Source organism: Pseudophaeobacter sp. EL27, assembly GCF_900313025.1.
Lineage (GTDB): Bacteria > Pseudomonadota > Alphaproteobacteria > Rhodobacterales > Rhodobacteraceae > Pseudophaeobacter.
In genome coordinates this window covers 628,026-650,915 of sequence record NZ_OMPQ01000009.1, presented here as the reverse complement: position 1 = coordinate 650,915, position 22,890 = coordinate 628,026, and the positions used below count along the sequence as shown (strand labels likewise).

At 53.0% G+C, this 22,890-nt stretch carries 19 protein-coding genes; 6 read left to right on the top strand and 13 right to left on the bottom strand.

Going from position 1 to position 22,890, the window contains the following annotated elements:
* Window positions 1-24 precede the first annotated feature (24 nt).
* The 4 genes from ED661_RS10810 to ED661_RS10795 all read left to right on the top strand — a co-directional run bounded on the left by ED661_RS10810 (window position 25) and on the right by ED661_RS10795 (window position 5,303).
* Entirely contained in the window at window positions 25-1,107 is a 1,083-nt protein-coding gene (locus ED661_RS10810; protein WP_122073895.1) for a TRAP transporter substrate-binding protein, read from the top strand.
* A gap of 153 nt (window positions 1,108-1,260) precedes the next feature.
* Window positions 1,261-2,187 (top strand): TRAP transporter small permease subunit, encoded by a 927-nt coding sequence (locus ED661_RS10805; protein WP_122073894.1) that lies wholly within the window; start codon window positions 1,261-1,263, stop codon window positions 2,185-2,187.
* Between the two features lie 17 nt (window positions 2,188-2,204).
* The gene (locus ED661_RS10800; RefSeq protein ID WP_122073893.1) at window positions 2,205-4,559 is read left to right on the top strand and encodes a TRAP transporter large permease subunit; all 2,355 of its coding nucleotides are present in this window, start codon (window positions 2,205-2,207) and stop codon (window positions 4,557-4,559) included.
* 180 nt (window positions 4,560-4,739) lie between these two features.
* The gene (locus tag ED661_RS10795) at window positions 4,740-5,303 is read left to right on the top strand and encodes a hypothetical protein (RefSeq protein ID WP_122073892.1); all 564 of its coding nucleotides are present in this window, start codon (window positions 4,740-4,742) and stop codon (window positions 5,301-5,303) included.
* 30 nt (window positions 5,304-5,333) lie between these two features.
* On the opposite strand, the gene ED661_RS10790 is transcribed toward ED661_RS10795, so the two are convergent.
* The 8 genes from ED661_RS10790 to ED661_RS10755 all read right to left on the bottom strand — a co-directional run bounded on the left by ED661_RS10790 (window position 5,334) and on the right by ED661_RS10755 (window position 11,616).
* Window positions 5,334-5,723 carry a VOC family protein gene (locus ED661_RS10790; protein ID WP_122073891.1) on the bottom strand — a complete coding sequence of 130 codons (390 nt, stop codon included), beginning with the start codon at window positions 5,721-5,723 and terminating at the stop codon, window positions 5,334-5,336.
* Between the two features lie 17 nt (window positions 5,724-5,740).
* Window positions 5,741-6,565, bottom strand: a complete 825-nt coding sequence (locus tag ED661_RS10785) for an arginyltransferase (protein ID WP_122073890.1) — start codon at window positions 6,563-6,565, stop codon at window positions 5,741-5,743.
* Between the two features lie 277 nt (window positions 6,566-6,842).
* Complete coding sequence (locus ED661_RS10780) at window positions 6,843-7,274, bottom strand: RDD family protein (RefSeq protein ID WP_122073889.1); 432 nt, start codon at window positions 7,272-7,274, stop codon at window positions 6,843-6,845.
* An 87-nt stretch (window positions 7,275-7,361) separates the two neighbouring features.
* The gene (locus ED661_RS10775; protein WP_122073888.1) at window positions 7,362-7,808 is read right to left on the bottom strand and encodes a DUF2852 domain-containing protein; all 447 of its coding nucleotides are present in this window, start codon (window positions 7,806-7,808) and stop codon (window positions 7,362-7,364) included.
* 600 nt (window positions 7,809-8,408) lie between these two features.
* Window positions 8,409-8,636 carry a hypothetical protein gene (locus ED661_RS10770; protein ID WP_122073887.1) on the bottom strand — a complete coding sequence of 76 codons (228 nt, stop codon included), beginning with the start codon at window positions 8,634-8,636 and terminating at the stop codon, window positions 8,409-8,411.
* Window positions 8,637-8,772: 136 nt separating this feature from the next.
* Entirely contained in the window at window positions 8,773-9,999 is a 1,227-nt protein-coding gene (locus tag ED661_RS10765; protein WP_122073886.1) for a hypothetical protein, read from the bottom strand.
* A gap of 42 nt (window positions 10,000-10,041) precedes the next feature.
* Window positions 10,042-10,602 carry a hypothetical protein gene (locus ED661_RS10760; RefSeq protein WP_122073885.1) on the bottom strand — a complete coding sequence of 187 codons (561 nt, stop codon included), beginning with the start codon at window positions 10,600-10,602 and terminating at the stop codon, window positions 10,042-10,044.
* A gap of 177 nt (window positions 10,603-10,779) precedes the next feature.
* Complete coding sequence (locus ED661_RS10755; protein ID WP_162930112.1) at window positions 10,780-11,616, bottom strand: contractile injection system protein, VgrG/Pvc8 family; 837 nt, start codon at window positions 11,614-11,616, stop codon at window positions 10,780-10,782.
* A 241-nt stretch (window positions 11,617-11,857) separates the two neighbouring features.
* On the opposite strand from ED661_RS10755, the gene ED661_RS10750 reads away from it, so the two are divergent.
* The gene (locus ED661_RS10750; RefSeq protein ID WP_162930111.1) at window positions 11,858-12,820 is read left to right on the top strand and encodes a hypothetical protein; all 963 of its coding nucleotides are present in this window, start codon (window positions 11,858-11,860) and stop codon (window positions 12,818-12,820) included.
* Window positions 12,821-13,017: 197 nt separating this feature from the next.
* On the opposite strand, the gene ED661_RS10745 is transcribed toward ED661_RS10750, so the two are convergent.
* The 4 genes from ED661_RS10745 to ED661_RS10725 form a co-directional block, all read right to left on the bottom strand.
* A complete protein-coding gene (locus ED661_RS10745; protein ID WP_162930110.1) occupies window positions 13,018-14,040 on the bottom strand; it encodes an AAA family ATPase in 1,023 nt (340 codons plus the stop codon).
* On the bottom strand, window positions 14,004-14,603 hold the full coding sequence (gene pnuC / locus ED661_RS10740; RefSeq protein ID WP_216822450.1) for a nicotinamide riboside transporter PnuC: 600 nt from the start codon (window positions 14,601-14,603) through the stop codon (window positions 14,004-14,006). The genes ED661_RS10745 and pnuC overlap by 37 nt, the downstream gene beginning before the upstream one ends.
* A 283-nt stretch (window positions 14,604-14,886) precedes the next feature.
* Window positions 14,887-15,231, bottom strand: a complete 345-nt coding sequence (locus ED661_RS10735) for a hypothetical protein (RefSeq protein WP_122073881.1) — start codon at window positions 15,229-15,231, stop codon at window positions 14,887-14,889.
* Between the two features lie 1,802 nt (window positions 15,232-17,033).
* The gene (locus ED661_RS10725) at window positions 17,034-19,790 is read right to left on the bottom strand and encodes an SEL1-like repeat protein (protein WP_162930109.1); all 2,757 of its coding nucleotides are present in this window, start codon (window positions 19,788-19,790) and stop codon (window positions 17,034-17,036) included.
* Here ED661_RS10725 and ED661_RS10720 point away from each other — a divergent pair.
* Window positions 19,753-21,399 carry a hypothetical protein gene (locus tag ED661_RS10720; protein ID WP_162930108.1) on the top strand — a complete coding sequence of 549 codons (1,647 nt, stop codon included), beginning with the start codon at window positions 19,753-19,755 and terminating at the stop codon, window positions 21,397-21,399. The two genes, ED661_RS10725 and ED661_RS10720, sit on opposite strands and share 38 nt — an antisense overlap.
* Window positions 21,400-21,927: 528 nt before the next feature.
* Here ED661_RS10720 and ED661_RS10715 read toward each other — a convergent pair.
* Window positions 21,928-22,800 carry an AraC family transcriptional regulator gene (locus ED661_RS10715; protein ID WP_122073877.1) on the bottom strand — a complete coding sequence of 291 codons (873 nt, stop codon included), beginning with the start codon at window positions 22,798-22,800 and terminating at the stop codon, window positions 21,928-21,930.
* Window positions 22,801-22,890 lie beyond the last annotated feature (90 nt).

Sequence of the window (22,890 nt, the reverse complement as noted above, 5' to 3'; positions counted from 1 at the left end):
ACTACTTATGGGAGGAGCACTATTATGGATCGTCGTTCTTTTTTGAAAACCTCTGCGCTGGGCGGGACCGCCGCAGCTGCAACCACTCTGGCCGCACCGGCCTATGCAACGGGCAAGCGTACCCTGACCATGGTTACCACCTGGGGTCGTGGTCTGGCTGGCGTTTTTGACGCCGCTCAGCGTGTTGCTGACAGCATCTCCAACATGTCCGACGGTCAGCTGACCGTTGACATCAAAGCCGCCGGTGAACTGGTTGGCGCCTTTGAAGTGTTTGACGCGGTTTCCTCCGGTCAGGCCGACATGTACCACGGTGCCGACTACTACTTTGTGGGTCAGCACCCAGGCTATGCCTTCTTCACCGCCGTACCTTTCGGCATGACCGCAACTGAGATGTCCAACTGGTACTACCAGGACGGCGGCATGGAGCTGCACGACGAGCTGGGTCAGATCTTTGGTCTGAAATCCTTCCTCGGCGGCAACACCGGCGCCCAGGCTGGCGGCTGGTACTCGAAAGAGATCAACAGCCCCGAAGACTTCAACGGTCTGAAGTTCCGTATGCCTGGCCTCGGCGGCAAAGCCCTGGGCAAACTGGGCGCTTCCGTTCAGAACATCCCTGGCTCCGAAGTGTACCAGGCGCTGTCTTCCGGTGCCATCGACGGGACCGAGTGGATCGGCCCTTGGGCGGATGAAAAAGCTGGTTTCCAGGAAATCACCAAGACCTATTACACCGCTGGCTTCCACGAGCCAGGCGCGGCTCTGTCGGTTGCAACCAACCGTGACGTCTTTGACAGCCTGACCCCAGGTCAGCAGAAGATGATCGAAATTGCTTCCGGCGAATGCCACCAGTGGAGCCTGTCGCAGTTCCTGGCCAACAACGGTGCCGCTCTGCAGCGTCTGCAGGCTGGCGGCGTTAAGGTCATGGAATTCCCTGACTCGGTTTGGGATGCATTCGGTGCGGCTTCGCAGGAAGTCATGGCGGAGAACATGGGCGACGAGCTGTTCAAGAAAATCTACGACAGCGCGCAGAAATCCATGACGGCCTCCTCGCTTTGGAACAACCTGTCCTCCGGTGTCTACACCGCACAGCGCGACCGCGTTCTGGGTTAACCCAACCTGACACATCTTTAGGATCCCCCGCCGGGTGCGGGGGGTCCCTTTTTCATTTTTGCCGCAGGCCAGAAGGCAGTGGCCGCCCACGCGATACGCGTTTTTGGCGGGGCCGCACTTCTCCCCCGCTGCATGCAATCATCCGAGGGAACAATGCAGGACGATACAGGCATTTCCTTTTTCGGCGCCCTGTTCAACGGTCTGATCTGGCTGGTTCAGAACATCGCTGGCGCCTTTTACAATTTCGGCTACGCCGTAACCCACCCGCAGCTTTGGCTTGATTGGTCTGACAAGACCTCGATCATGCGCTTTGTCTACTATGGCGGCTCGGTGGAGTTCTTTTTTGTGGTCTTCACGCTGTTTCTGATCCTGACGGCGATTGGCATCTACAAGCGCGAGTTCATGTGGGGCATGGTGCGCGGCCTTGAGGGCTTTGCCAATGGCATTGGGCGCTTCTTTGCCTGGGCCGGTCTGATCATGGTGATCCAACAGATCATCATCGTCTTCATGCAGCGGATCTTTGCCCGGCCGGATATGAGTTTTGGGCTTGGCATCGCACTGGAAAAAGACATCAGTTGGTTTGCCGAAGAATTGAAGCTTTACAATGCTTTGGTTGTTTGCATGTGTGTCACTTACACCTTTGTACAGGGCGGGCATGTGCGGGTTGACCTGATCTATTCCGGCATCAGCTTTCGCGCCAAACGCGTCGTCGACATGGTCGGTTCGATCATCTTCATGATGCCCGCCGCCGTGCTGACCTGGATGTATGGCTGGTTCTTCCTGTGGCGTCACCTGATCGTGCCAAAGCCATCGGCCTCCGACCAGCTGGACCGCCTGATCATGAAGGCCCGTGCGCTGCGTTGGAACGTTGAGACCATCGGCTTCAGCCCCAACGGCTTTAACGGCTACTTCCTCTTTAAGATCCTGCTGGTCACCTTTGCCGGTATCGTCTTTATCCACGCGGCTGCCTTCTTCTATCGCTCCTTGCTGGAGTTCATCGAAGGACAGGGCAGTGAAAATAAGTACCTCGACAAGGATACCCTTGGTGAGGGCGAAGAAGCCTATGAAGGCGCTCATTAACCTAAGGGACAGCTGATATGCTTTTCGGTCTTGATGGCGTCGAACTCGGCCTGCTCATCGTATTCCTATGCCTTTTTGGAGGCATCCTTTCCGGCTTCCCGGTGGCTTTTGCCATCGGTGGTGCTGGTATCATCTCCTTCGGGATCATCGCGGCACTGGACAGTGCTGGTCTGCTGATCCACCAAGCCATTGATACGTCTTCACCGATGTATAAGGATCTGGTGGGCAGCGGGGTGAAACCCGATGTCATTTCCCTGTTCCGATACCCGGAACTTCCCCGCATTGCCGAGCCTGTCTTTGTACAGGGTTGGGAAACCGCAATGGATCGCAATATCTCCTTTATTGTGAACCGGATGAACGAGCGTGTTCTGGCGGGTGCCTCAATTGAAACCCTGCTGGCTGTTTTGATGTTTGTTCTGATGGGCATCACCCTGGAACGCTCCAAGATCGCCAATGACCTGCTGACTACAATGGCGCGCGTCTTTGGCCCGCTGCCGGGTGGTTTGGCCGTGTCCATCGTTGTGGTTGGTGCCTTCCTGGCGGCTTCTACTGGTATTGTTGGTGCCACTGTGGTGACCATGGGGCTGCTGGCCCTGCCCACCATGCTGCGCAACAACTATTCGCCGGAACTTGCAACGGGTGTGATCGCTGCCTCTGGTACTCTGGGGCAGATCATTCCACCATCGATCGTGATCGTTTTGTTGGGGACGCTGGCGGGGGATCTCTATTCCACCGCGCAGGAAAGCCGGGCTCAGGATGCGGGTTGTTCGGACGCTTTGACCTATCTGGGTGAGCCGGCGGTTGTCTCTGTGGGCACCTTGTTCCAGGCGGCGCTGCTGCCGGGGATCATGCTGGCACTGCTCTATGCGCTGTATGCCTTTGGCTATGCAATGCTGAACCCGGAGAAGGCACCTGCCGTGGCGCTGGAAGCCAGCGACAATGAGCCGGTGACCCGTAATGAAGCCCTGCTGTGGTTCCTCGGCGCACCTGCTGCCTTGATTGGTGGCGCGATGCTGCTGAGCACCTTTGGCGTCATCGGCTCGCAGAACATCACGGTTTCGGCTTTCTCTGACGCGGGTCAAACCGCTTCGCTGCGGACCAATGTTGGGCCTGACTGTCAGGCGGCAATGATCGATCTGCATGGCCAGGAGGCCTGGGACGCTGCGGTTGCTGAACAGACGGTGATCGACGCGGCTGGTGGTGTTGCGCAGGCAACCAAACTGACGGAAGAAGAGTTTGCCCAGGCGCAGGTCGACAAGATCGCAGCGGCCGCTCCGATTGGCACTGGCGTGACCATTCTGGTGATCATGCTGGGTCTCATTCTGGCCATTGGTCGGGGTGTGGCGCCATCACGGGATACAAAACCGTTGATCCTGGGCGCCATTGGCCTGCTGTTGGTTTTGCTGGTCGATGTGCTGGCAATTGCGCCAACAACATCTCCAGGCTTCACGGTTCTATGGTTGGCGCTGCCCTTCTGGTTGGCGCTCTACGGCACCCGCGAAGCTGCGGCCCGTTGTGCAGGTAATGATCTGATCCGGGTGGTCTTCCCGCCGCTGGTTTTGATCGTCGCGGTTCTGGGCTCGATCCTGGGTGGTATCACCAACCCGACGCCGGCTGCGGCGCTTGGCGCTGGTGGTGCGATCATGCTGGCGGCCTACCGCAAGCTGCAGGATCAGGGGAAATCGGGCAAGATCATCATCTGGGCAACCTTTGCTGTGATGATTGCGATCCTGATTGGGGTGAACTTTGACCTGCGCATCAACCAGTCCAACGTCAGTGTTGAAAGCTGGATCGCCTTTGGCTTTGCCTATGGTGCCTACCTGTTTGCTCTGTTTGGCCTGCTCTATGGTTGCTGGGTCCTGTACCAAGGTGCAGTTCTGACGCCCATCGTTCGGGAAACTGCCAAGGTGACCTCCATGGTCTTTACCATCCTGATCGGCTCGCAGCTGCTCAATCTGGTGGTGATTTCCTTTGGTGGTGAGCACTATATCCAGCAGTTCCTGAAGAGCTTTGACAACGAGATGACGGTCTTCCTGATTGTTATGCTGGTGCTGTTCTTCCTGGGCTTTGTGCTCGACTTCCTCGAGATCATCTACATCGTGATCCCGATTGTCGGCCCGGTCATCTATGGCGGCTCTTTTGATCCCAAATGGGTGACCATCATGGTTGCGGTGAACCTGCAGACCTCTTTCCTGACGCCGCCCTTTGGCTTTGCGCTGTTCTATCTGCGCGGGGTGGCACCAAAAGAGGTCACCACTGGTCATATCTATCGCGGGGTTCTGCCCTTCGTGTTGATCCAGGTGGCTGGCTTGGCGATCCTGTGGTTGTTCCCCTCGATCGTGACCATCGTACCGGCGCTGATCCCCAACTGATCAGGTCAAAACTGGCATAAAGATTGCAAGGGGGCTCCAAACTGGGGCCCCTTTTGCTGTTGAAGGCATGGGCGCCAAACGCTTGATCCGACAGGTGGCTTTACAAAGTCGCATTTCGCACTACCTTGGTAGGCGCTTTCCGGTGGGGGCTGGGGGTGCAAAAGAAAGGAGTGGTGTTCCATGTCCTTAGTGCAAAATTGGCGCTTGGCCAAAAAGCGGTATGACGCGGCTCATACCCAGGCGCAAAAGCATATCAGGTCTCTGAATGCCAAGCTTTCGGCGGCAGAGTATTACCTGCATGCCCTACGCGATAACAAGCTCACCGACAAAGCCCATATGCGCAGGATCGACTCCTATCTGGATGAGTTTAACCCTGACAGTATCCAGAGGATCCAAAGCACCCTGTTTCGCGAACTGGAGGAACTCACCGCGATCGAAACACGTCCCGAAGCCGGGATCGAGAGAGCCCTCGGGGCCTTGGAGCAAATCTTGGAAGCTGCAGAAGAGTTGATGGCCAAGGGGGATATCTCTGATGGCCAATGGAGCCAGTACCGTGAGGTCTATGATCGGAGCGCACACCGGTTGATGGATGCGGGCGATATCTTTGAGGAGTTCATCAACAAACGGGCAAATATGGAAGCGAAACTGGCCCTGCGTCTGGATCATGCCGCGATCTTGAAACAGATCACCCAGCGCAGTCGTGCGGTGCATGAGTATCTTCAGCGCAATGAAGTCTCTGGCTGAAGGTTGAACTGCAGCAGCATCGACGTGGTGCTAACTGGGGGTGAATTGCAGCAGGTCCCAGCGATTGCCAAACGGATCCTGCCAGACCGCAACCGTGCCATAGGGTTCATGCCTTGGATTTTCTTCAAACTTGACACCAAGCGCCAGCATTTGGGCGTGGTCGCGGGCAAAATCATCCGTCGTCAGGAATAGCCCGACGCGACCGCCAAACTGGTTTCCAACGGCGCTGTTCTGTCTGGGGCCTGTGGCCTGCGCAAGGATAAGACTGCCCTGGGTCGCGCCGGGTGGCAGGATACGAACCCAGCGTTTGGTGCCTTGGTCGATATCCTCTGCCAGCTGCCAGCCCAACAGATCACAATAGAAAGCGATGGCCGCATCATAGTCCGGCACCAGCAAGGCGATCGCATGCAGGGCCTGCATTGGGCGCGGGGAGCTGTTCATCTGCGGCGATGCACCGGTTGTTCTGGCAGATGGATATTGGCCACCTGTTCGGCAATAGGATCTGAGGACAAGGGATGGGTGCTTTCGGCAAATTCAGCCGGGTCTTGCATCTTTTTCCAGGCCCCTTGGTGGTAGACCTCAAGGCCGGAAAACTTCTGCTTGTAGCTCATCTTGCCACTGCCAGGCACCCAATAGCCCAGATAGACATAGGGCAGCCCGGTCTCTAGGGCGATGGCGATATGATCCAGGATCATATAGGTGCCGATAGAGTTCTGTGGCTGATCCGGGTCGTAAAACGAATAGACCATGCTCAGCCCGTCTTCGAGCACATCCGTCAGAGAAACCGCCACCAAGCCGCTGAACTGCGGTTCGGTATATTCGATCACCCGGCTGCGGATCGGGGTTTCCTCGATCATCGCAGCATATTCAAACACATCCATATCCGCCATGCCGCCATCTGAGTGCCGACTGTCGAGATATCGCCGGAACAGGGCATATTGATCTTCTGTCGCCCAGGGAGAGGTGGCACGGCGCTGCAAGGAGGCATTGCGTTTCAGCACGCGTTTCTGGCTGCGGGTCTTTGCAAAGGCGCTGACATCAATACGGGCCGACATGCAGGCCGAACAGTCCGAGCACGAAGGGCGGTAGAGCACATTCTGAGAGCGGCGAAATCCCTGATGCGACAGGCTGTTGTTCAACTGGTCAGCGCCATCACCCTGCAACGAAGTAAACAGCTTTCGCTCCATCCGGCCTTCCAGATAGGGGCAGGGCTGAGGCGCCGTAACATAGAACTGCGGAGCAATAGGAAGTGTGTGACGCATCTGGGGTCTGACTAATCTGGGGCAAATCTTCTGAAGATGATGTCTCGATCATAAGAAACCATCACCGGATAGCAATGGTGAAGCCATAGGATATCAACGCAAGTGCCAGACGCCAAGCTGGCAATGAGACGTGGTTAAGATCAGGGCGCGGCGGACTTGGCGAGCAGGGCCTTGCAATGAAGGCGGGCGCGAAGCTTGCAGTGCATCGCCTCCATCTTTGGGAAGCCCTCATCGGCAGCTCCGGTCAGGAGAAGGACCCGCCTTCTCCTGCGCAGGTTCAAACACGCCGGTTCAGCATGACAGTGCCCAAAAGGGAATCGCTCAAACCCTGTCCTCTGGAGTTGGTGAGCATCATGATGATCGAAATCACCTGCAATACGGGGATGGCTATGGAGAAGCTGTAGCCGACCGAATGCAGGATCGCCTGCTGTGAATCCAAGCGGCGCCCAGACAGGTCGCGCAGCTCAATCCCAGCAAAGCGCATACCCAGGGTCGCAGAGCCGCTTGTGATGGTCGCAGCCCGGTAGACAAAACCGATCACCAGATAGAGCAGCGGCCAGATGATCAAGCCGACAAAGGCAGTCAGAAACACCGTTATCAGGCTCAGGATCACGATCAGAATACTGTCGACCACCCATGCAACCAGGCGTTTGGGCGGGGTGTTTGCGTAGAATTCAGCCTGATAATCGGGGTCGGGCAGGGAGGTCATATCGGGTCCTTTTGCTGAAGTTTTGTTATTGAGAAATCTCCCCCTAACCTGAACAGGCTAGGGGGGCGGGCCGGTCTTGGGAAGAGCTTAGTGAGACTTCTCTGCGCTGTCTTCGTCGCTGGTTTCTTCCGCGGGCATAGAGCTGCGCTCATCCATGAACTGGTCGAACTCGGCCTTGTCCTTGGCGTCACGCAGGCGCTGCATGAAGCCTTCAAAATCGCTTTGTTCCTGTTCAAGGCGACGCAGGGTGTCTTCTTTGTAGGCGTCAAAAGCAGAATTCCCGGACGGTTTCATCGCGGCCATGCCATGTTTGGCCCAGGGTTTGCGGCTGTGGCTGCGGCAGGATTTGTTGAACATGCGTTTGCTCCAGATCATGTAAAAGAGAAGGGCGAGGCCGATGGGCCAGAAAAAGACAAAGCCAAGAACCATGGCGGTGATCCAGGCGCCTTTACCCTTTTGGTCCAGCCAGGCTTCGCTGCGGGAAAACCAACCCTGTTGACTGTGGGCCGGGGTGGGGGAGGTCATTGCTGTCATGTGTCGTCTCCAGGGGTTGCAGTCTTGCGACTAGGTAACTGTGTTTGTTGGATGTAAATCCTGTTCACATTACTGCATATCGGAGTGCTTGGGTCTTGCTTCAAGCCTTTATGTAAATCTTTTTCACATTAACATTGTAAGATATTGATTTTATAGTGAATAATTCACCTTGTCGTGACGCGTGTAGCGGGACACTTCCCGTTGCAGTAAGGGACACTTCCCGTTACAGCAAATTATTCTAGGAAGTGCGACGGTTTCCCGCGCTTTGAGGGTCTCCAGTTTCGCCTCCATGGCTGTAGCGGGACACTTCCCGTTGCAGCAAATTATTTTCCTGATTTGTCGGCCGAAGGCGGCTCGGACGTTAGGTTGATTTGCGTCCCACCGGTGTAGCGGGACACTTCGCGTTGCAGTAAGGGACACTTCCCATTGCAGCAACTTATCTTGTCGAATTCCCTGTTTTCTAGGCCGAAATTGAGGTTCTGGCTACCCTATCGCAGCGCGTTTTCTCAGGAGCTGACTGGGCTGGTTTGGGACACTTCCCATTGCAAACTCGCCGTAGGCACCGCCAAAATCGTTTAAATGGCCGGACGGCGGGGGATCTTAAATGCCGTTTAAAGGTTTTTGAAGCTGTTCCGCGCCTAGGTGTTCTGACGCATCTGTCAGAGCTTCCCAGCATTCGGGTCGTAGTGCTGCCTTCAGAACCGCGTCGACCTCTGGCAGGAAAGAGCGCCACATGGGCGCGCCTTCCATTGTTATGTTTGGTTCAAGGCCTTCCAACTTACACAGAGCGCGGGCGGCGCGCTCCCGAACGGGTTTCGGTTTGGGCATGACTGGGCTCCTTTGGGGGGTGTCACCGCTAAAGCTAGCATTTCGACCTCATTTGGCGCTAGCGCCGATCCATGCAGGTTGCTAGTGGCAGCACTCAGCCCGAAGCGGACGTTAGTGCCATCTAGACAGAGATGTCTTAAGTAACGGTCCGTTGGGCGTTCGCAGCTGCATTTTCGGCGCCTGCATCGTGCGAACCCAACCGTTCTTCGATGAGGCGAAGCAACCAAGCTGGTGAACAAAATTCATAAGCTAGTCGGCAAAATAGATGTCTGCCCATCCTACCCCAGCCACCTTCTTCGGCTTGTCTGACTTCAAAAACGTAATCCGATTCCGGATCAAAGAATTCGATTTCTTTGCCCTCTCGCTCAACTAGCCGCTTCAACACATCAAGATCATAAAACACGACTATGATAAGCCCACCCCACACAAACTGGAATAAGGCCTCAGGATCGCGAATAGACAGAGTGTAAGGGCTGTATGGTGACCAAAGTCTGTTTGCTTTTGCTTCGTTGAGGAAAAAAGCAATCGGCCGATTGAGATCCATTTCCTTCATCACATCAGAAATGTCTGTCACATCATCTGCTATGACCAAGTAGTGTAGCCCTTCCTCTGGACCCCGCCACGAGAAACCAGATTTCATTGCCTCAGAAATGCAATCGTTGATAGCATCAACGTAATTCACTTCCTCGGCCTTGTGGGCAACACGACTGAGCTTTTCAAATCCTCTAAAATCTTTAGCTTCATCGGTAGCGAAGAACTCATTCAATTGACGGATGGATTTCAGTTGCCGTTTCCCTCGGCGATCTGTATTTCCACTCTTAACCTCCACTAGCATTGGGTTTGGGCCAACCATTAAAACAACATCGCCATATCGAATGCTGTTGGTCACATCTGTAAGAAGAGCAGGAATGCCATTATTGAGGTAGGTATCCAAAATTTCGAGCTCAAGCTGCAAGCCTGTCTTTCCAATCAGGAAACCAGCATCCTGCTTTGGACTAGTATTATGGGTGTTGTAGAATGTTTGCTTGAGCGAAAATTTGTCCATGAAAAGAAATGCAACAGCATCACCAAAGCAGCGCCAGTTATATGCGAGATGCCGGTAGCCTTCTAAGCGTTCTGATAGGAGGCTTGCTTCGTGCTGGTCGCGCTCATTCTCCACCATTTTCAAACAATTTTTAGTTCGACGAACCTTGCGTTCGGCTCTCGTGATTTCTCTTATTAGAAGCCTGTGTAGAGCCATCAGCGGAATAATCATCTTTGGTGTAGCCGTTGGGTAACTGTCAGGCTGACTACTTGCCAGGTCTTTGACTTCGAGCAGAAGATCGTGAGCTCGCTGAAACTGTCTCAAGCGCGTCTTAATCATAAAATGCCTCAGATTTGGTTTGGCCCATCTTGAGAAAAGACCTTAATCTGTAACGGTTATCCAGTCCTCTTTGTCAGGGTCGTATCGCAGGCTTACTCTGGATGGGTAGTCATCAACAGCCAGCTCAAGAATGCGAACGATCTCAGACAGTGGCACCCTATAAACAAACTTCCGTTTTTCAAAATCTGAACTGGTGTAGAGGCCTTCCCAGTTACGGTCCTCACCACGAAATGCAAAGGTGAAGTCCGCGTGAATAAACTGGTTGCATACGAACGCAACCCCTTTTGAAATCGCCTCTTCGTTCTCAAGTCTATAAAGCTCGTCGATGTCCTTATAAATCAGGCGCCAAGGTTTGCCATGAAAGGCGCACCTAAAAATCTGCGCCTTATGCTGTTTCATCTTAGATGAGAATTTTCCTGCCTCTGCAAGGCGTCTAACCATGAAAAGAGCTATTGAAACATCCTTCTCAAAATTGACAACGAGCCTTTCGCTCCAACGAGGCGGTTTACTTTTGGGACGGAACGCCTGAGCATAACGAGCAAGATCTTCACGCCAGTAGCGGGACTCAATTACCATACTTCCCTCAGCCTCTTTGTAGGTCAACCTACGGTTTTCTTCTGAATGACATCTTCACATACTATGAATGTCCGAAAACGCAAATGGCACCACAGCACGTTGAGGATTGCACCAACGGTTGCTCAGGGGCGTTCGCTCGACTTTGCAAAGTCCGCTTCCTGCGCATAGCCGCCATTTGGTTAGATGGTCCAGTTGGTGGCTAAGCTAAGTTCGTGCCTTTTCATTGTCGCGCTCAGCTTTGAAGCTCGTCGTTAGAGTGCTGCCAAGGCGGTGGGTGACATTGGTGATCAACCATTCACCTTCGAGTTCTGGCTTGATGCCTGTCAGATCGACCTTGGCTTCGGCCATCAGGTCGCCCCAATAGCCACCAAGACGAATGTCAATTTTCCCGCTGGCCCGGCCGCCGCGTTCCAGGGCCGAGTCGGCCGCTCGTTGTGCTTCCGCACGATTGGGGTAGCGGTGGCGCATTTTAAGCTGTGGGTCGCCTTCTCCGGCTTTGCAGGTCTGCACCTGGGCGGTGTCGGTGTCGCTCCACTCAACGATGACACAGCGATATTTTCCGCGCCCGTTGAGCTGCCAACTGCCCTCTGCAATTTGGGATTTGTGGACGGCAAAAACGGGAAGGTCGGAGCCATCGGCGGCCTTGTTTTCACCGCGCTTGGCAACAATCAGGGCACCGCCTGCGGGCTTTGTAACCGCGTCGAGATCCTTGGCGATCCGGGTAAGGAAGTTCAAATCGCTCTCAGTCGTCTGTGCGAGATAGGCGAATTTCAACGCCTTCAGGCTGTCGCTGATGACGGGTTTTAGCCCGTGTTCAGAGGCAATTTTCCGGACGATATCTTGCACCGAGACGTCGCGCCAGGAGCGGGATTTGCGGGCGCGAATACCGCCGAGCATATCCGCCGCCTTTGCCCCGATCGACACAGTGTCCGGAGCCATGGTACCGCCAATTTCGTCCACGACAAAGTGGCCGATTTCGACCAGTTCCCCGACAAACCCGAGGGAGATTTTCAGCTTTGCGCCGGTCTGGGGGAGAGCCACGGCGTAGTCGCGGTCGTCTAGAGCGCTGTGACCGTCCGCAGTCTGGCAGGGAACGCCTAAGGTCAGCTATGCGGACTTTGTTGCCGTTCGTTGCGGTAACTGGAATGTCCGGTTTGCTGAAGAGCCTTGGATGCCGGGCGTGGCTACTGGAGTTTGGCCATGGTATAAACATGGGCAATATTCGGCAATTGAACTCAGGCAGGCGACTAGTCCCGTCCATAACACCGGTTTGGAAATTAGGATGAATTTTGCGAACGTTCTTGGACTGGCTTTTATTGCTCTCGCAGCACTGACAGCTCCACAAACTGTTCAGGCTCAACATGCTTGCATCGCCAACTATAGTACCGACGGAAGAGTAGTTAGGTCTGCACAGGAGGACGAGGTTCTTGGCAATCTGTCCGACACATTAGCGGATATTCTGCGTACCCAAATCGAGGACGCGCTCAATGGCACGGCATGGCGTGCGCCATTTGCACAAGCCCGCTATGACGATATGCTTTTCACGTTATCTTTCCTTGACCTAGAACTCGGTCCGACGTTCACACCGCAAATGCAGGCTGCTGTCGTTGCGCAATTTATGAGCCCCGTTGTCCTCCATGAGACAATGGAGCCTATCAAGGAACTCCTTCTGGGCGACCCTCCAAGGTTTGAAGCTTTGCTGGAACGCCATGTGGGTGCATATATGTACTGGCAGCAGTTCAGCTTGTGCTCAGTAAATTCGCCCTATTCGTTTTTCCAAGGTATTTTTGAAAGGGTCGCTATCGAAGCAAGTGCCAGCTCTGCAAATGACGACTACCGCTTTATTCGTGAAAGGCTTTCGGCAGTCCCAAAACGCAACTTGGGTGGCCAAGACCTGATCATTCGACAGAGTTATCTTCCTGATCAAACAAGGCCACTTATCCGTTTTGCTCTTCCGCCATGCGGAACGGATAACGAAGTGCGAAACATCGTTTTCGAATATGATTTGGATGGGGAAGTGTGGGTTGGTATCGAACCCCCGTTACCAGTCCGAACTTGGTATCAACGTGGATTCTCGGATTGGGACGAAGTTGACATGGATATGGACAGACGCGGATTTCAGCCAACAAATCCAAAACAGTATGCAGAGGCACAATCTGAACTGATTGCCCGTTTCGAAGAACTACAAGTTCTTATCGGCATGCCCATAGAATTTCCAAGAAATCTTGATCTCGATTGTCCGTGAGATTGTTCAAAGCGGACGCTCATGCGCTGTGCAGCATCGGTCGAATTGGGCTCACAGCTGCCGTTCGCCGCGCAAGCATACCAAACTGACACTGAGACCGGAGATCAAGGTCGGCTTAGCGGACTTTTTGGACCTTGGATCAAAGTGCGCCAAGGTCCGCTTCGGCGAACCGTTCAACAAACGGCCCTTTGGGGAGGCTAGCTAAACGTATCCAAATGGACATTGGCCGCTGCCGTCCGCTCGGCCCAATCCTCACCCTCGATGCATTTCCACTCCGCCCCCAACTCATCCAACCAAGAGCGCAATCTGCCGGTGAACCACGCTCGGCGCGCCGGATCAGAGAAATGTCGTGTTCCGTCATCTTTCCAAGGTGTCGCGTGGTCGAGCAGAAGGTAAGTCTTCCCTTCAATCGCAGAACGTGCCCTGTCTACGAGCGGCTTATACACTTTGCCTAACAATGCCTCGGCCCAAACCAACGTTTGCAAGGCATCCGTATCCTCAATAATAATCGGTCCACCTCGGGCCGCCATCGTATCGGCCAACGCTTTGTGGCCCTCCATGATCGCCTCGAAGTCTGCCGCGACCCAATCTTGCCCATGCCGGAAGACGGCGTCGTAATCACGCCCATATTCAGGGATCGGCACACATTTAAGCCGTGCGGCCAAAGCTTCGGACAATACCGTCTTGCCGGTGCTTTCCGCTCCCACCAGAACAAGGCGGCGTTGGTAGTGGCTCCGCACTGGAATTGGCACATGGCTCCAATTGCGCGTCAGATCTTCTCGGATTACCGTGGCCGACACCGGCACAACCTGTCGCTCCGGGTCCACTGGAAAGGGCCGCGCATCGACTTCCTGCGCAAGGCGGTGGACGTAGCCTTCCGAGCCGAAGACCCAATCAATCGGTTCGGGGTGGAACTCCGCAATTGCTGCACGCCAGATAGGCCAAAAGTTATGATGATCCTCTGGTGCCTGCGGAATGTCGCGATGCATATGTAGCACGCGATAGCCGGGCCGCGACAGGCATTCCCTCATCCACTTGGCCCTTAGGTATCCGTCGATCGGCTCTGCGTCATGGCTACACACGAGCACCGTCATCACATCACACCGCGCCTTCCCGACCTCGGCACAATAGAGGTGGCCTGCATGCGGCGGCATAAACTTCCCCAGTAGAAAGCCGTGTGTTTTCATGTCGTCAGAGGCTGCATCGCGGCCCGACGCCACTGGAAAAATCCTGTGATAGCAAGGCCTAGGAACACGACGTAAAGTGCTGCGGTCGGCTCCAATCCGCGCGTGTAGAAAAGGCCAATCGCCAGGACATCCACGGCAATCCATAAATACCAGCTTTGCAAGTATCTTCGCGACAATAGGAATTGTGCAGTTATGCTTAACGCTGCCACTGCCGCATCCCAGAACGGGGCGGCTGCATCGGTATAGGCTGCCATCAGACTCGCAACGCTCAACCACACAATGGCTGTCGCGCCAAGATACAATGCGAATATGCTAGTTCCCAAAGGTGCCACGATCACCCGGCCGTCGTGCGCACGTCCGTTTAACCAGACATAGAGGCCGTAGAACTGAATAAAGAAAAAATAGACTTGTAACAGCGCGTCACTATAGAGCCGATATTCCCAGAAGATGAAAAAATATAGCGTCACCACGGCAAAGCCAAACGGGTAATTCCATATCGAACGTCGGATGATCAGACTTACGTTCAGTATTCCACATGCAACCGCGATCCACTCGATAGGGCGGCTACCAACCATCCCCCAGAAAAACTCCAACACATCTCTCATCCTGCTCGTTTCACGTACCGGATATAAACAGCAATCCATTGGGGTGACGCAACCAACATCATCCGACCCTTCCAGCTCCGATATGTTCAAGGCCATCAGCAGTCAGCAAAAAAAAATTGTGCAGAGTTTTGGCTCTCCCGCACAAGCAGACATTAGCTGCATTGCAGAAAATCGGTAAAGTGGGCTCACTGCAGCCGTTCGCCGCGCCAGCGCACCAAACCGGGACTGAAACCGGAGGTCAAGGTCGGCTGAGCGGACAAAGCGGGCGTTGCCGCTAGTCATCAAACACCTCTAATTTCTCAGTGGAAAGGTCGTAAACATCCTCATGGTATTGGTAGGAAAACCACGCCTGAAACAGGTCAAACGTTATTTCAGTTGGCCACTGCTCTTTGGGTATGTACAGGTGTTGTGAAAGCTCTTGTTCAACAATACTTTTGAAGTAGTCTTCGAGCGCTAAACCATGACAATTCTGGTCTTCCATTTCAATCAGATATGCCGAAGGCCTATGATTGAGGGATTGTAGATCCCATCGGCGTAATTCAGGTTTCACTGTCTTAACCCAATCAAGAAGCTTCTGCGTGCCGTATATCGTTAATTGGTGGCGACTAAGTGCCTTCATATTTCAAAAACCCGTCCGAGTGTCCCAGCAAAGTTACGCCATTATTATTGAAGAAGCTACTTCACTAGAGTTACTGCAAAGGGCTCACTGCCGACATTGAGGGCAAAAAGTCCCATTTGACAGCTTGAATGTCCGCTTCCTGGAAGTCGAGACGCAATTTGTGCATGTGCGGCAATGAGAGCCAGCCTCCCTGCGCACCGGTCCGCTTTGGGCTGCAAGCAGTCACTGAGCCGACCGCAGCAAAGGGCAGTTCCGCCCGCAAAGCGTTAGTTCGCTTGGCCTGTATCTTTGCTGGGGCAGCGAACGAGGGTTTGGCGGACTTTTCACCTCAGTGGCTCTGATCTGATTTCGCCCCAGAACGGCAGCATTCATAAACTTGCAGAACTACCATTCTATTTGGTGCCGAAGGGCAGGGGAGAGAGTACCCCGTTCACACCGCAAAATCTGTTCCTAGTTCGCAGCGGGGTTCAGCCTTGCCAAAATTCATCAAGAGATTGCCACCAATAACAAAATCCCTTTCTAGGAACGGGAACGTCTCAGCGCTGCCTAGTTCCTAGTTCGGTAGTAGAGAAAATGACCTTTACCGGGCACCTCGGTCCCGCGAGGGGCTATTTTAAAGGGCTGTAGTAGGGGCCGGGAGTTTGAAATGCGAAGTGTCTCAAAATCGCCTGTTGTCTCGGTTTGTGCGACTTCGGCCGTTTTTGAAAGACAAACGCACTAGGTCTTCAAACCCCTTTAACCCCTCTTAAAAGCCCTTTTACTCAAGGCTCCATCCGGCATCTTCCGGTTTCATCCGGGCTCTTCCGGTTACTGCAATATCAAGTGTCTCCTAACATTGGCTGTAGCGGGACACTTCGTTTTGCAGTGCGGGACACTTCCCATTGCAGCAAAATTTTTTAGATGAACGCCCTGTTTTATATGTTAGAACTGGACCCGAGGCCACCCACCTATTCTGCCAATTTCGGAGTGAGTTTGGGACACTTCGCATTGCAGTAAGGGACACTTCCCATTTCAAACTCGGTTAAAACGCATCCCGAACCGTTTAAAATGTCCGTCTGCCGAGTTCTTTAAAGGTCGTTTGAAGAGGATTTAAAGTGCTCGGAGCCGAGCTCTTAGGGCACGCCTTTCATTTCTTCCCAACTTCAGGGCCGTGGCATTGCCCTCAGAACTGCGCCGACCTCCGGGAGGAAAGAGCGCCACATGGGTGCCCCCTCCATTGTGTTTTGGTTCAAGGACTTCCAACTTACACAGAACGTGGGCGGCGCGCTCCGGGACAGGTTTCAAAATGGGCATCGTTATACTTCTCTGGTCGCGCTCGCGACGAGCGTCGGCAGCTCAGTCCCAAATGGCGCTAACGGCTGCTCTCAGCCCAAAGCAGACCCGGAGCCATTCCACTGAAAGGTGAAAAACGGACCTTGGCGACGACATACCAAATTCGGTGTGATGCGAGACCTTGCCGCGATTCTCTGCGGCCGGGCTGGAAACAGACTGTAGATCGCCTAGCGGAGAGTTCATCGTCGTCCAAAAATTGGAAGATCTTTCTGTGTGAAACAAGGCTTCAACCCTGAACTCGCAGCCTGGATTGGTCTGCATGACCGCTCTTCGCAGATAGAGATCTTTGCAAAGTATGGTGATCCAAGTCACCACAAAATCTGGAATGGCTACGTTACTGGGTAAGGGGCAACCTTTGCTCGGGTCTGCAGAGAGGCTCAAGGTGGAAGAAATGCTTTACTGTGATAGGTGCCTTTAAGTGAACCGCGCTAAGTCGTAATACGTCAATCTTCCTCATTAGTTATAGTAAACTAGAGATTCTCGAGGTACTTGCGTGCAGAAACGTCCCCCTGCGCAACGGCGGCTTTAAGAAGCCCAATGGCTCGTTCTTTGTCTACATCGACGCCAGTACCTTCATAGTAGGCTTTACCCAGATGAAACTTGGCTTGCCTTAAGTTTTGATCCGCTGCCCTGGTCAACCATTCTACCCCTTCAAGTGGCTGAGTGATTGCCCACTCCGCATTCAGATAGATCCAGCCAAGTGTAAATTGGGCAGTAGCATGACCTTGCTCGGCTGCTTGCGTGTACCATTGAAGAGCGAGATTATAGTCCTGTGATGCGTCAAAGGCTCGTCCCAGCTGAAATTTAAAGCGCGCTGTATTTGGCTGCTCTTCTATGGCTTTCAAGCAAACTTCAGTCACGATCTTAAGATCGATATCCTGCAAGCTAACACCGTCCACATCCCCAGGAACAGCCGGATCAATTGGTGCAGCCGCAAATCGATCACAGTAATGAATCTCAACGTCGGCTCTCCTACCAAGGCCCTCTGAAACTTCATCTCTCAGTGTTTCGACTCTCTCGTGACTAAGAGTAACTTGGTCCAACCAGTACTTTGCTCGCCAGAGATTCTGAGGATAAGCTGGATTATTGAAGTATAGTTCAGCCAAGTCGAGTTTTGCCCATTTATGTTGGTGATCGATAGCCATTTGATAATATGATACTGCTTTGTCAGTATCCTGGATGGTACCGCGACCAGTCTCATAATTGCGCCCGAGAAAATACATGCCATTTGCATTATTGGCATGCGCAGCTTGGTAGAAAAATTGATGTGCAAGGTGGTCATTTCTTGGAACACCATCGCCAAAAGAGTGCATTACTCCAAGGGAAAATGCAGCGTTTCCACTGCCTTGATCGTGCGCTAGTTCGAACCAATATGCCGCGCTGAGATAGTCGCCATCGTCTTTGTGTATGTAACCCAATTGCAGCTGTGCGTGGCGATTACCTGCTACAGCTGCAGCTTCAAAGAGCTCTAGCGCAGTATTGCGGTCTTGGGAAACACCTGTGCCCTCCCAATAGTGTAGTCCGAGAGTAGCGCGAGCACGTTCCAAGCCCGTATCGACCATTTCTTTAATCATCCGAAATGCAAGGCCCGGATCGGGTTCTCCTCCATGATAGCCATATTGGATAGCCCATGCCAAACCCAGCCTAGCCTCTGGTAATCCGTGATTGTTGCCCGCTTGAAACGCCTTGAAAGCCTTAGAATAAAGTTTCGTGTCCTTTCCCGTTCTCCTACCGAGACGGCCATAAAGCTCACCTAAAAGTACATATCCCGCAGGGAATGCTTCGTCAGCTGCAATGGAATAGAGGCGCTCGGCCTCTTCCCAATTACCAGTCGTTTCTTCGATACGCCCCAACGAGGCTGTAACAAGCAGGTTGTCTGGAGAGGCTTCATGTGCCAACTGACAAGCTCGACGCGCTGCTTCTTTATCAATTTGGTCCAAATAGATGAACGGATAACGTTCTGACAATTCGGGGACATCGTGAAAAGCGGTCAGTCTAAAGCAAAGTTCCGCCTCAAACCGGGACGCCGAAAGACGCTCTATCCGACGCAACATACTTTCCTTGTAGATATCACCCCAGGATACGCTTCTACCGTCGATAGCTACTTTTGCGCGTTCATACGCATCTAGCAAAAGTTCATAATCAAGCAAAGCTCCCTCGCCAGCCAGTAGGGCATCCGCTAGAACTAGGTGAGAATTGAAGCCTCTTTCAATACTACCTGGCAGTTCGTGGCTCCATTGGTACAGTTGAGAACTCTGAAAGCGGCCTGAGAATTCAGGTCTGGAGGCAAGGTAGGTCAAAGCAAAAGCAGCATCGTAATCGCCTGCGTCTTTGGCTTCTTGCAAAATCGCAGGCGCTCGATTGAAGTGCTCAGGATCTCCAGTTCTAATATAGATTTCTGCCAACTTGATGTTGTGGGTAAAGTTCTTGGCTTCGCGTGCCTGTTCGAGCCAATGCACTGCTAGGGTAGTATTTTCGAGCTTTAGATAGAGGGCTCCAAGTTCTGCGACCGCCCTTGGATCATTCTGCTCCAGAGCCTTTTTCAACCACGTCTCTGCCGCAGCCAAGTCTGCAGCGTTAGCCATGCGTTCGGAAAGCCTCCGGCCAAGCTCAAAATATGCAGCCTCATATCCTTGATTAGCTGCCAGTGTTAAAGCTGCGATAGCTTTGTCCTGCTTTGATGCCGGAGCTACGCGCGCCCAGTTGAGGAGCATCCTGGGATGATCAGCCCAAATAGCTAACGCGGCATCACATTTCTGCGCTGGCTGAGCGATAGATGTTGAGCGAAAATCAACACCCTCAACCCCTTCCGGACGGTCGGCGTCGAATGGACTCGCTTGGTAAATGTCGCAAGTCCTGACCGCACCCACAGCGTTAAAGGTCTCCTGCAGTTCTTGTATTTTTCCTATTATTTCTAATGACGTATCATACGAAGCCGAGGACGAGGTTGCAGTTGTGATAAACGTGATAAGTGACTGTCTCGACGCATTGTAGTGCTTTGTCTCGTACTGTACGCGCCCATCCAGGTAAAAGTATTCGGGCGGCTGAATCACGTCTAACGCCTGCATCTGCGCAAGCAAGTCGCTGGCCTTGGAAAAATTCTGGTCCTTGACTGCAGCTAAAACCCGCTTTTCCAGAATGCCGTTCTTGATGGTTGGAGAGAGTTCTTGTGCAGATAGGCCGTGCGAAATGAGTATCGATGCGGCAATGGTCAGTATGATTTTCATATTACAATTCAACATATTGGTTGATAAAGTTCTTGCGTGTTCGTGTTCAGTGATGAGAAGGTTGGGGAATTATTTGCGCACAACTTTGTTTAGTTCAAGAGAAACAATGAACATCTTAAAGAAAACACTTCCTGCCGCCTTCGCGACCTTGATCAACGTTTGTTCGCCACAGATCCTTTTGGCCAATGGTACGGTGTTTACACTCAATTCCCTCACAAAGGTCGCGGACACAAACTACATTGGACGCTGGCAAGAGCGATCACCCGACAATAAGGCGCTTGCAACTTCTGAACTAGAAGTAGAGGCACAATTTTGGACTCTACTTGGTGATCCAGTCTTCCGGCTGCGCGCACGACACGAGACACCTCACACGGCGCGCTTTGAATTACCAGATAGAACCTGTGCAAAATGGGCAGAAGGCAACCTGACCGCAAATGAGTTGAGTATTGATGATGGGATTGTGACACTTTCCTTGCTTGGGTATGTCAGCGGGTCAAACCTGTTTTCCCAAGAAGAGCTGAAACATCTTTTTCGCCAGGCGACTTACCTGCCATCCACAGTGTTTTCTTTGGAGCTGTATCACCGAGAGAGCAATCGACGGGTCTACTTCAAAACCATGGTGGATTCTGTAACGAACATGTCAGGTGAGCTTGGCCCTTGGGTGCCTGGTAGTACCAACTGGGATCGGTTTGTGTATCGGCGTCACCCATTAGTGCACAAACAGTCAGGAGGGCAGTACTTGGGCTATGATGAGGCCAAAACCTTCTTCGAAGGAGGATTTTACATCAGCAAGGTAGAAATAGTTGAGGCGCGGATAAGTCTGGGAGAAATTCCTGGTGCAGTTGCTTCTCGCTGCAGAGAGTTGATGCAAGAAGATCAGGAAAGCAAAGCATCGGAAAGGGCTGAACCCAGAACGATGGACGACCCAGAGAAATCCACAGAGGATATCGACCAGGCCTTTGCAAACGGCGTTGCAAAGACAGATTCCCAACCTGAGCAGCAAGTAAGTTCCCTTGTGGCCCTCGTGGACGAGGCTTTCGCCAAGACCGAAGAAGCCCAAGGTAACCGGAGAGCCGAACAGGTATCACCTCCACCCCCAGCGCGATTGGCAACCACTGAAAGTCTTCCCAGTTCCCCGCGGAAAATTGAGCCTGAAGCCTGCAGGCATCTGGTGAAAGTGCAGCAAGAGGTGCAGAGTATTCTTGACTATGAAGTCGCTCAATTCGACCTTGGGGACGTGCCCAGTGACCCCAATGGTAGGCGAGCACTCATTGGGATTGTGGACGAGGCTAGAGATCGCATCTGGGAAGCCTATCGAGAGGCGGAGGATTGTGATGAAAGCCGCCGCTCAACTGCCGGTTGGACTTTTTCTTGGAGTGAGTGTTTATTCAATTTCTCCACCTATGTCGAACGTATGGATCAGCTCACAATCCAATCTGAGCAAGGTGCAGCCAATCCACCGAGCTGGGTACGAAAAGACGCACAGAAAGCACTAGAGGGCCTTGAAAAGGTAATTCTTAAGAATGCGAGATGTCAAAAATTTGGAGCCCTTATCGAACTTAGCGAATTTGTTAGAGATGAAGTGCAAGGCCGCTTGGGTATCGACTAGAAGCAATTTTCATACCGGTGATGGCTCACATGGCGGACGCACTCCGCGCAGCTGTTTGGTACCTATTAGGTCTGATTAATTTCCGAAAAAGGCTCCAAAGCCCCCCCCCTCGTGCGTGGATCCAATGGAGCCGCCGCTTAAACAAGACTTTCAGTAACGAGCTGACCATGCCTAGTTAACCGTGCAGGAAAGGTGGGAGTCGTGTCATCCCAACCAGCCAGTGTTGTTCTTTGTGACTGTTGTTGTTCGGAAGGTAAGGCGGCAGTAAGCCTCTAGGTTTCAAAGCAGTGACGGGGTAAATCTCCTTTTGTTAAGTTGAGGTTGTGCGATACTTTTTCAACTTGAAGTGGTGGAGGTTTTTCTATAGCTTTTGCCTATGAGATGCCGCCGATGAACTCACGGAAGCATTGCAGGGAGTAGTTAGTAGACTTGTTGCGTTCTCTCCCTCGCCCCGCCGTTGAAATGCGGTGGGGTTCTTTCTTTCGTTATGCTGGATGTTTGGACAACTTGCGCTGGAGAAGAGGTGGCCTATTTCACTAGCGCAAGGTGATGCTTAGGCGAGCACCCAAATTTGCGGGAATAGTCACGACTGAAATGTGTTGGGCTTTCATAGCCGACCTCAAATCCTGCAGCCGACACAGATGGGGCGCCTTTCATAAGGATCTCTCTGGCCTCGATCATGCGCAGATCTTTCTGATACTGCAGTGGCGTGGTGCCCGTTACCGATTTGAAATGCTCGTGAAATGAGGTTGGGCTCATGCCCGCGATTTCGGCGAGTTGAGCCACGATCAAAGGTTCGCGAAAACTGCCCCTGATCTTTTTGATGGATGTGGCAATGCGGCTGGCATGGCTGTCGACCGATAGAAGGTTCCTCAACATACCGCCAATCGGGGACGTGAGGAGGCGGAAATGGATTTCTTTGACAATCATCGGGCCCAGGATCTGAGCGTCTATTGGCGCATCCATGAGTTCCAGATAGCGCACCATTGGCGCAATAAAGGAGGGATCAGCTGAGGTCGCAGCAAGGGCACTAGCAGAAGATTCATTTTGAATTACTTCGCCCACCTGATCAAAGAGGCTGCGTAGCAGTCCCAGATCCAGTGCAAAGACCAGTGATCGATAGGGGGCGGTCTGGCTGGCCTCAAAGATCTTTGCGGTAACAGGCAGGTCGTGGCTAACCAGCAGCGCATCGTTTGGCACCAGGGAGACAGAGTTTTGCCCGATGTGTACTTCTTTGCGTCCCTGCAGGATTATGCAAATGAAGGGGTTGTACAGCGTTGCCTCATACTCACTATCTGCATCGCGTTGAAACACATGTGCAGCGTGTAGGTGGTTTTCTGAAGCAATTCCTTTGTAATGCTCATAACGCTTTGCCAGGCGGTGAAGGTCTTCAAGTGGCATGGCAGTCTCCTTCTCCCCCTCCTATCAAACACTGTTTTTAAGATCACGGAAAATTCGAAACTTCCGGAGGAATTGGCAATTGTTCCGTAG

Coding starts and splice junctions, on each gene's coding strand:
- ED661_RS10810 (WP_122073895.1), top strand. CDS start 25: ATGGATCGTCGTTCTTTTTTGAAAACCTCTGCGCTGGGCGGGACCGCC.
- ED661_RS10805 (WP_122073894.1), top strand. CDS start 1,261: ATGCAGGACGATACAGGCATTTCCTTTTTCGGCGCCCTGTTCAACGGT.
- ED661_RS10800 (WP_122073893.1), top strand. CDS start 2,205: ATGCTTTTCGGTCTTGATGGCGTCGAACTCGGCCTGCTCATCGTATTC.
- ED661_RS10795 (WP_122073892.1), top strand. CDS start 4,740: ATGTCCTTAGTGCAAAATTGGCGCTTGGCCAAAAAGCGGTATGACGCG.
- ED661_RS10790 (WP_122073891.1), bottom strand. CDS start 5,723: ATGCAGGCCCTGCATGCGATCGCCTTGCTGGTGCCGGACTATGATGCG.
- ED661_RS10785 (WP_122073890.1), bottom strand. CDS start 6,565: ATGCGTCACACACTTCCTATTGCTCCGCAGTTCTATGTTACGGCGCCT.
- ED661_RS10780 (WP_122073889.1), bottom strand. CDS start 7,274: ATGACCTCCCTGCCCGACCCCGATTATCAGGCTGAATTCTACGCAAAC.
- ED661_RS10775 (WP_122073888.1), bottom strand. CDS start 7,808: ATGACAGCAATGACCTCCCCCACCCCGGCCCACAGTCAACAGGGTTGG.
- ED661_RS10770 (WP_122073887.1), bottom strand. CDS start 8,636: ATGCCCAAACCGAAACCCGTTCGGGAGCGCGCCGCCCGCGCTCTGTGT.
- ED661_RS10765 (WP_122073886.1), bottom strand. CDS start 9,999: ATGATTAAGACGCGCTTGAGACAGTTTCAGCGAGCTCACGATCTTCTG.
- ED661_RS10750 (WP_162930111.1), top strand. CDS start 11,858: ATGAATTTTGCGAACGTTCTTGGACTGGCTTTTATTGCTCTCGCAGCA.
- ED661_RS10735 (WP_122073881.1), bottom strand. CDS start 15,231: ATGAAGGCACTTAGTCGCCACCAATTAACGATATACGGCACGCAGAAG.
- ED661_RS10720 (WP_162930108.1), top strand. CDS start 19,753: ATGAGTATCGATGCGGCAATGGTCAGTATGATTTTCATATTACAATTC.
- ED661_RS10725 (WP_162930109.1), bottom strand. CDS start 19,790: ATGAAAATCATACTGACCATTGCCGCATCGATACTCATTTCGCACGGC.
- ED661_RS10715 (WP_122073877.1), bottom strand. CDS start 22,800: ATGCCACTTGAAGACCTTCACCGCCTGGCAAAGCGTTATGAGCATTAC.